The organism is Nocardioides sp., assembly GCF_035429765.1.
Taxonomy (GTDB): domain Bacteria; phylum Actinomycetota; class Actinomycetes; order Propionibacteriales; family Nocardioidaceae; genus Nocardioides.
This window is the reverse complement of sequence record NZ_DAOMFK010000138.1, coordinates 1-8106: the sequence shown is the minus strand read 5'-3', so window position 1 is coordinate 8106 and position 8106 is coordinate 1. Positions and strand designations below refer to the sequence as shown.

Genomic DNA, 8106 nt, shown 5'->3' with positions numbered 1-8106 from the left:
TCACGAAGAAGGTCTCCCCGAAGCACGCAAGCGCACAAGGATCCGCATCCGAATGGGCGAGAGTCGCCGCCACTACCGTGGTCAGCAACTCCTTGGCCACGCCCGCGCTCGTTTTGCTGATATGAGCGACCAAGGTGCCCGTCAACACGACCATCATTGATCCAGCAGGCGCCTCAGCTTCTGGGGTGCGCAGAACCGGTAGCTCTCGGTCACCAGTTCGGCGACCTCGTCCCAGTCTGTGTCGTCATCGAGCACCATGCCGACGACGGTGGGTGACCATGGCGGCTGGTAGAACGGCGCCCCGGCGTGGGTCAAGGTCAGCAGCTCGTCGCCGGAGGACCGGAAGGTCAGCACCGTGGTTGGTTCGGTCACCCCGGTCATGTCGCGGTACGCCGACGCGTATCCCTCCTGGGCGACCAGGACGTGGGCGAAGGTCTTGTTCCGGACCCGCCACCTCACGCCGGTCCAGGCGTCCTCCTCGTAAGCGTCGGGCAGTGTCAGGGCGGTGGACGCGACCCGGGCGACTACGTCGCCGGAGGGCTCGATGCGCGGCGGCCTGGACATGCCCCGAGTCTGTCAGCGCATGCCGGCAAGTAGTCGCATGTCCCAGCGATATGTGCGGTCGATCGACCGACGGCGCAATCTGATGACGAAGGTCCAGGTGTACCCGGCCACGACGTTGGTTACAGGCGGCTGACCGGTGGCAGTCCAGCAGGACCCCGAGTGCAAGCGCTATGCCGGGCGGCAAGGCGTCGATGCCTGCCATCCACTTCGGTGGCTCGGACTCGCTACGCGGCTCGACGCCAATGGCGAAGGTGAGGACCTCAGCGACGTCTGTTGTCATGTCGGACCTTTCGGGGCGAGCTTGTCCGGGGCCTGCTGACCGGCGTGAGCGTGATGGGCCTGACCCCGGATCACTCCGGATCACCCAGATGGGGTGGCTGCGTGGTCGCGCCCGTACCGCGCCGCCAGGGGCGCGGCGGTGAGGCCGTGGGCCACCACGCTGAGCAGCACGGTCAGACCGATCACCGCGACCGCCTGGTCCACCGTGGGGCCGAGGTCCTCGAGCGCGAGCAGAGCGAACACCAGGGTGGCGAGCCCACGTGGTCCGAACCAGCCGATGAAGAGGACCGTGCTGCGGTCGAAGCCGGCTCCCAGGCACGCCAGCGCCACAGGCGCCATCCGGATGACCGTGAGGCTGAGGACGGCGTACACGGCCATCATCGGCGTCGCCCGCTCGAGGATGATCGGGCCGACGACGGCACCGAACGCGAGCCACACCAAGAGCGAGACCAGCCACGCGGACTGTTCCACGAAGACGAGCTCGGACGGACCGCGGCGGCCGGCTGCGGCGCCGAAGGCGAGGCCGCCGCAGAAGGCGGCCACGAAGCCGTTGACGTCCAGGACAAGGGCTGCGAGGTAGGCGACCAGGGCAAGGGCGAGGACCGCGACACCAGTGAGGTCCTCGGTCGCCCAGCCATACCGCCGGGTCCACCTCAGGGTCCCGCCTCCACCGAGGCCGACCAGCCCGCCGACGAGGACGCCGCCGAGCAGCGAGACGAGCGCGGTGCCAGGCTTCAAGGACCCGGCGAACCCCTCCTCCGCGGCGACGGCGGCGATCGCGAGCATCACGACAGGCGTCGCGATCCCGTCGTTGAGGCCGCTTTCCACGGTGATCAGACGTCGGACGCGCTCCGGGACCACCGGGTTCGTCACGACGGGGATCCCCAGGGCGGCGTCGGTCGGCGCCAGCGCTGCGGCGACGAGCAGGGCGACCCACGCCCCTGCCGCCGGGAACATCACCCAGGCCAGGCCCCAGCCGGCCAGAACGGTGAGGGGGAGGCCGACCGCCAACAGCCGGACGTAGTGGCCGGGTGCATCGCGGAGCTCCCGCACGGGGACGCGGGCCGCGTCGGAGAAGAGCACCCACACCAGGGTGACCTCGACGAGCAGCTTCAGCCCCTCGGTCTCCTCGGGGGTGTCGACGACTCCCAGGAGCGTGAGCAGGGCGCCGATGGCGACGAAGACGATCGGGGCCGTCAGGTCAGCCCGCTGCAGCCGAGCCGAGAGCGCCCCCCACAAGAAGACACTGCCGGTGACGATCAGTGCCGCATTCAAGTCCACGACGTGACTCCAGTGCGAGCGAGGTGGGGGTCGACTCCTCCAGTCTCGGGAACGTCGGACACACGGGACTCACCCGGATCGGGTGAGACGAGGTCCAACGCCGCCGCCCGGGAGGTCCGCGCGTTTCTCGTGCAGCTCATGCTTCCCGGCGACCAGAGCCGCGGCCGGTGCGCTCCACTCCGCGCTTGTCCTCCGCGGGCTCGCACCAGAACGCGTGCTCGACACTGCGGCCGCCGTCCTCGCGGCGGTCCCGCTTCTTGACGAAGCCGACGTGGTGGACTTCCTCGGCCTCGGCGGGCTCGAGTCCATCCGGGTCATGGCGGAGTACGACGCTGCGGTCGCTCGGTTCCTCCAGGGCGATGTCGTCGGCGCCGCGGTCGGTCTCGAACACGTCCTGACGCTCCCTGGGGTCGACTACCCGATCTGGCGGATCTACACCCTCAGCTCCCTGGCTCTGGTCCGCGCGTGGACCGGAAGCTGCAACGACGCCGTCCAGCTGGCCGACGCCGCCCTTCTGGCAGCCGACTCCCTGGGACTGGCTCACCACACGTCGACGATCCACGCGCACATGGTGTCCGCTCTGGTCCACCTGGACCGGGCCGAGCTCGGCCCCGCGGAGCGCAGCCTCGGTGAATCCGACCTGCTGAACCGCCGTCGCCCCTCCACGGTGGTGAACGCTGATCTCCAGCGTGCCCTCCTCGCCAGGTTCGTCGCCGTCACCGAGGGACCGGACGGGGCACTCGCGCACCTTCGAACGCCCGCCGCGTCGGCCATCGAGCCGGCTGTCGTCGCGGAGGCGAACCGTGCCCTCGAGGCCCGGCTGCTCATCGGTACTCGCGACCTGGTCGGGGCCCGGGTGATACTCAAGGACGCTGACTCGCGCCCCGGGTTGGCCGCGGCCCGGGTGGACCTCGCCCTCGCCACCGGCGACCTTCCCGCGGCTCGACGGCTGGTCGAGACCTGGTCCCCGGCTGAGCACGAACTGCGTGCGCGGGTCGGCCGACACCTTCGACATGCGGTCGTCCTCGACCTCGACGAAGACCACCGGGCCGCCCGCGCAGCACTTCACGAAGCCGTCGCCACAGCGGAGAACAACAGGCTGCGGTGGCCCTTCCTCGAAGTGCCCTCGGCGCTCCGACGCATCCGCCGTCAGCCTGGCAACCACTCACCGCTCCTGACCGCCGCGCTGGCGAACCTGGCACTCGTCCTGGAACCCCGGGAGCGGGCCCAGGACGGACTGGCCTCACCCCTCAGCCAGCGGGAGCTGGCCGTGCTGGAGTACCTGCCTGGCCGCCTCAGGAACGAGGACATCGCCAACGAGCTGTTCGTCAGCGTGAACACGCTCAAGACCCACCTGACCAACATCTACCGGAAGCTCGGCGTCGAGGACCGTGAGCAGGCAATCAGTCGGGCTACCGATCTGGGACTGCTCTGACGAGAGACGGGGCGGTAACCCCCAGCGGCGAGGAGAGGTGGCGCAACAGGCGTACTCGGGCGCCAGCCGCCCTCGCACAGGCGTGAGCACCACCGCTCGGCGGTCAGTCGCCGGCGACGTCGGTGTGGCCCTCGTAGAGGCCGATGTGGTTCCCGTCGGGGTCTCCGACGACGGCCCACCAGCTCGTCGCCGAGATGGGGGACTTGCCCATCAGCACCGTGCCGCCGCCGGCCACCGCCTTCTCGAGGGCGTCGTCGATGGAGTCCACCTCGACGTAGGACCTCGGCTGCGTGAAGTCGTCGGACCGCGGGGCGAGGCCACCACCGCTGATCTTGTTGGGCGCCTGCCACATCGGGTAGCCCTCGAAGCCCGGCGGCTCCGCGATCTGCCAGCCGAAGAGCTCGCGGTAGAACGCCGAGGCCCGGGTGAGGTCGCTCACCGGGATGTCGATGTGGGTGATGTCTCCGTGCGGCACGGTCTCCTCCAAGGGGTTCGTCGAAGGGCTCGGAGCCAGTAGCCGTCCAGCCTAGGGCGACGGCGCCGGGCTCCGCAGGTCCATTTCCGGCGGCCCCTCCGGCGGTGCCGCGCCGGACGGCCACCGGTACCGCCGGACTACTGCCCTGTGCCGGCGTGCGGGACGGTGCTCTCCGCGGCGGGCCACGGGCGGTGAGTCATTGGACCCCCACCACGCACACCGACCACACTGATCCCTTCCCTCGGGTGAGCGGTCGTTGCACACTGGTCCTGCGGGAACGGGGGGACCATGGCGCTGCGGGTTCTGAGGGTCGGAGTGGGGGCGCTGCTGGGTGCGTCCGGGGCACTGATGTACGCCGCGTCATGGCAACGCTGGGCCGGCGTCTGCCCGTGGGGCGACGTCGAGGGAGGGGCGTGCTCAAGCCGCCAGGACCATCTCTACGACTTCGTGGCACCCACCGCCCCGTGGGAGCCCGTCGGCATTGCCGCGCAGCTGGCCGGATGGTCGCTGCTGGTCCTCGCCCTCGCCCTCGTACCGCTGCCGTGGGCGCTCACCGGCCGTCGCCCCGGCGCCGTGTCCGCGGTGGCGCTGGGCGGTGCCGTGCTGGCCGTAGGGGCGGTGGGCGTCGCCACCCTCCGCTCCGGGCTCACCGGCAGCGTCGTTGAGCCGATCTCACCTGAGCTGGCCGGGCTGGTGGCGGCCTTGGTGCCCCCGGCCCTGCTGGTGCGGTTCGCGGTCGTCTCCCGAGGCTGGACGCTGGCCGCCGCGGTCTGGCTGGTCCTCGCCACTCCGCTCGTGGCTGCCTTCACCTACGCGGTGGGGCCTTACGACGCGCAGCCCTGGTGGGAAGCGATCTCCGGCCTGTTCACCGTGACCGCTGGCCTGTGCCTCCTGGGGGCTGCCGCGTTCAGCGGTCGCTCCCGCACGCACGAGAGAGCCGTGGCGGCGTCGCCAGCACCTGCCGGCGAGGCCGCCTCGCCCCGCTGACAGCGCCGCGACGGGCCGTAGCGACCTGGGCTACCGGGTGGGTCACTCGTTGACCGTCACCCGCACGCCCTTCGGAGTAAGCCAGGTGACCACCGCCCAGTTGGTGCTGATCGCCACCTGAGGCCCGTCGGCGATGGTCGAGACCTGGTCGGGGGTCAGCCAACGCCCGGCCCGGTTGGTGACGCTGGTGCGGGTGCCTTGGGTCCCGAAGTGCGCGGCCCGCGACACCGCAGCCAGCCCTTGACCGGTGTCGGCCAGCGCGACGTCCCAGCCGACGACCACGCCGTCGCCACCGCAGACCACCGCGGGCGCCGACCATGGGCCGCCGACGGGCCGGCGCACCGCCCGCACCCCTGCGATCCAGTCGTGCACCCACGCCACCTGGACCAGTCCGTCCGGCGTCGCCAGCACACGCACCGGGCTCTCGGACCGGGTCGGCTGCCCGGCGAGCACCACCGGGGCGCCGAACGCCCGCCCCGGGCGTGCCCGCCTGGCCACCACAGTGGTGCCGGTGCCGCTGAACCGCTGCCAGGCAACCGTGGTCACGCCCTGAGCGTCGACTGCGACGCCACCGGGACCCACCCACGGCGGGTCCTGCACCACGGTCTGCAGGATCTTCGTGGCCCCCCAGACACCCGCCGGCGACTGGCGTGCGACCGCGAACGTCAACGTGGCCTCATCGGCCAGTGGGCCGACCCAGCCCTGGAGCATCGCCGCTGCGTGACCGCCGTCCCCGATGGCCACGTCGACCGACAGCGTCTTGCGCCACGGGGCCCCGGTGCTCCAGCTACCGCCGAGCGCACCGCGGGTCACCAGGGCCCGGTCCCTCCACAGCCAGCCCACGACGGCCTGGCCCGAGGCGTTGACCGCAACGTCCGCGACGCGGATGGTCCCACCTGGTCGCGTGGCGATCTGCACGGGGGCGGCCCAGGTCCCGGTGTCGGTCATGACGCGACTCATCAGCCGGGGCGGCTCACCGCCCTTCGCCGACGTCCAGACGACGAGCAGGCGCCCGCTGGCGTCGTACGCAGCTCGCGGGTCGCTGCTGTCGGCGGCGGACACCACGACCCGCGTGCCGAAGCCGACGTCCGCTGGGCTGTAGGCCATCTCGACGGCACCGCCACGCTCCCAGACCACCGCGAGGTCGCCGGCGTCGGACGCGGCGGCGTGCACGTCGGTGGCCCCGGCGGGGCTGACCAGGAAGGTGGACATCCAGTCCCCCGAGACGTCAGCGGCAGCGGGCGGCGCGAGACCCCCGGCGCAGACACTCACGACCAAGGCGGCTCCGACGGCGGCTCTGCTGACCGAGAACATGACCGACTCCGTTCGCTCGGGCCTCGGCAGCAACCGCCGACCCGGCGGCACCGCCGGAGCTCTCCACCTCCAGCGTCCCCCCGCGGGCTCTCCCCCGACAAGGGCGACCAGCCCACGCCGTGCGTGAGCACGGCCACAGCTGACTTCCCCGGGCCGGCTACTGGTGCGTACGACGCGCCAGGTACGTCGTACGCACCAGTAGCCGTGGGCACGTGAGCCGCGATCACCACTCGTGCGCGGGCCCCACCTCGGCCACACTGTCACCAGCGGAGCCCGTGACCCCACGCCCGGGTCCGCCGGCGTACCAGAGAGTGCAGTCGCGAGAGGAGCGGTCATGCCCGAGCAGGACGAGGCCCCGTCGGACGGCTTCACGGCCGAGGAGCGCGCCGCCATGAAGGAGCGCGCCGCCGAGCTGCGGGCCGAAGGCAGGAAGGGCGCCAAGAAGGCCGACGGCCTCCAGGCGGTCCTCGACAAGATCGCGGAGATGGCACCGGAGGACCGCGCGCTCGCCGAGCGCGTCCACGTGACGGTCAGCGCCACCGCCCCCGACCTGGTGCCGAGGACCTGGTACGGGATGCCGGCGTACGCCAACGCCGACGGCAAGATCGTCGTCTTCTTCCAGGACGCGGGCAAGTTCGGCTACCGGTACTCGACCCTGGGTTTCCAGGAGTCCGCGAACCTCGACGACGGCGACCTGTGGCCGGTGTCCTACGCGCTGACGCGGTGGAGCCCTGCGGTGGAGCGCAGGGTCGTCGAGCTGGTCACCGCCGCCGTCACCTGACCGGGCCGGGACACGCGGAGGGGTGGTTCGCCCCACTCCCGGTAAACCCCGGGCAGGCCGGGACTCCCGGGTTAGTACGGTCCCAACGCGGGGTTCCACGGGCCTGTTGACCCCGCGTTGGGACCGTACTAACCGGATCACGGGCACCAGGGGTACGGCGACCAGTCGGGGCCGAAGTACCCCACGCCCATGTCCGATTCCCGCGAGAGCGAGTCGCCCGGATGGGGGAGGATGGGACCCGTGCCACCGACCACGAGCCCCGCGAGCACCCGCGGCGCAGCCCTGGACAAGGAGTCCTGCTACCGCGCGGTGCAGTCGCGCGACCGTCGGTTCGACGGCGTGTTCTACACCGCCGTGCGCACCACGGGGATCTACTGCCGCCCCTCCTGCCCGGCGCGGACCCCGGCGTACCGCAACGTCACCTTCCACCCCACCGCCGCCGCCGCCCAGGCGGCCGGCTTCCGGGCCTGCAAGCGATGCCTGCCCGACGCCACCCCGGGCAGCCCCGAGTGGGACGTCGCGGCGGACGCCGCCGGGCGGGCCATGCGGCTGATCGCCGACGGCGTGGTCGACCGGGAGGGGGTGGCCGGTCTGGCTCGCCGGGTGGGGTACACGCCGCGCCACCTGACCCGCCTGCTGACCGCCGAGCTGGGGGCCGGCCCGCTGGCGCTGGCCCGCGCAAGACGGGCGCAGACGGCGCGCGTCCTGATCGAGACCACGGCCATGAGCTTCGCCGACGTCGCCTTCGCCGCGGGGTTCACCAGCGTGCGGCAGTTCAACGACACCGTGCGCGAGGTGTACGACGCGTCGCCGAGCCGGCTGCGCGGCGGTCGTGGCGACGGGCGTCCGGCGGGCGGGCCGGTCCCGATGCGGCTCGCCGTGCGCACGCCCTTCGCCGGCCGCGCCCTCCTGGAATTCCTGACCGCGCGGGACGTCGACGGGGTCGAGGCGGCCGGCCCGGACTGGTACGCCCGCACGCTGGACCTTCCC

8 protein-coding genes are annotated in these 8106 nt (G+C 72.0%); 4 read left to right on the top strand and 4 right to left on the bottom strand.

Annotation, left to right across the window (positions count from 1 at the left end; all coding sequences use genetic code 11):
* Positions 1-153: 153 nt before the first annotated feature.
* Both PLP61_RS12275 and PLP61_RS12270 read right to left on the bottom strand, forming a co-directional pair.
* Positions 154-564 carry an MmcQ/YjbR family DNA-binding protein gene (locus PLP61_RS12275; protein ID WP_324503007.1) on the bottom strand — a complete coding sequence of 137 codons (411 nt, stop codon included), beginning with the start codon at positions 562-564 and terminating at the stop codon, positions 154-156.
* Positions 565-924: 360 nt separating this feature from the next.
* Positions 925-2124: a cation:proton antiporter domain-containing protein gene (locus PLP61_RS12270; RefSeq protein WP_324503006.1), complete on the bottom strand. Its 1200-nt coding sequence runs from the start codon at positions 2122-2124 to the stop codon at positions 925-927.
* 214 nt (positions 2125-2338) lie between these two features.
* On the opposite strand from PLP61_RS12270, the gene PLP61_RS12265 reads away from it, so the two are divergent.
* The gene (locus PLP61_RS12265) at positions 2339-3559 is read left to right on the top strand and encodes a helix-turn-helix transcriptional regulator (RefSeq protein WP_324503005.1); all 1221 of its coding nucleotides are present in this window, start codon (positions 2339-2341) and stop codon (positions 3557-3559) included.
* Positions 3560-3662: 103 nt separating this feature from the next.
* Here the strand turns inward: PLP61_RS12265 and PLP61_RS12260 are convergent, their stop codons facing one another.
* Positions 3663-4034, bottom strand: coding sequence for a VOC family protein (locus PLP61_RS12260; RefSeq protein ID WP_324503004.1), 372 nt, complete (start codon positions 4032-4034; stop codon positions 3663-3665).
* Positions 4035-4322: 288 nt separating this feature from the next.
* On the opposite strand from PLP61_RS12260, the gene PLP61_RS12255 reads away from it, so the two are divergent.
* On the top strand, positions 4323-5021 hold the full coding sequence (locus tag PLP61_RS12255) for a hypothetical protein (protein ID WP_324503003.1): 699 nt from the start codon (positions 4323-4325) through the stop codon (positions 5019-5021).
* Positions 5022-5063: 42 nt separating this feature from the next.
* On the opposite strand, the gene PLP61_RS12250 is transcribed toward PLP61_RS12255, so the two are convergent.
* On the bottom strand, positions 5064-6233 hold the full coding sequence (locus tag PLP61_RS12250; RefSeq protein WP_324503002.1) for a hypothetical protein: 1170 nt from the start codon (positions 6231-6233) through the stop codon (positions 5064-5066).
* Between the two features lie 436 nt (positions 6234-6669).
* Here PLP61_RS12250 and PLP61_RS12245 point away from each other — a divergent pair, with 436 nt between their 5' ends.
* On the top strand, positions 6670-7116 hold the full coding sequence (locus tag PLP61_RS12245) for an iron chaperone (protein ID WP_324503001.1): 447 nt from the start codon (positions 6670-6672) through the stop codon (positions 7114-7116).
* Between the two features lie 240 nt (positions 7117-7356).
* The coding region (locus PLP61_RS12240; protein WP_324503000.1) for a bifunctional transcriptional activator/DNA repair enzyme AdaA at positions 7357-8106 on the top strand (750 nt) is incomplete at its 3' end.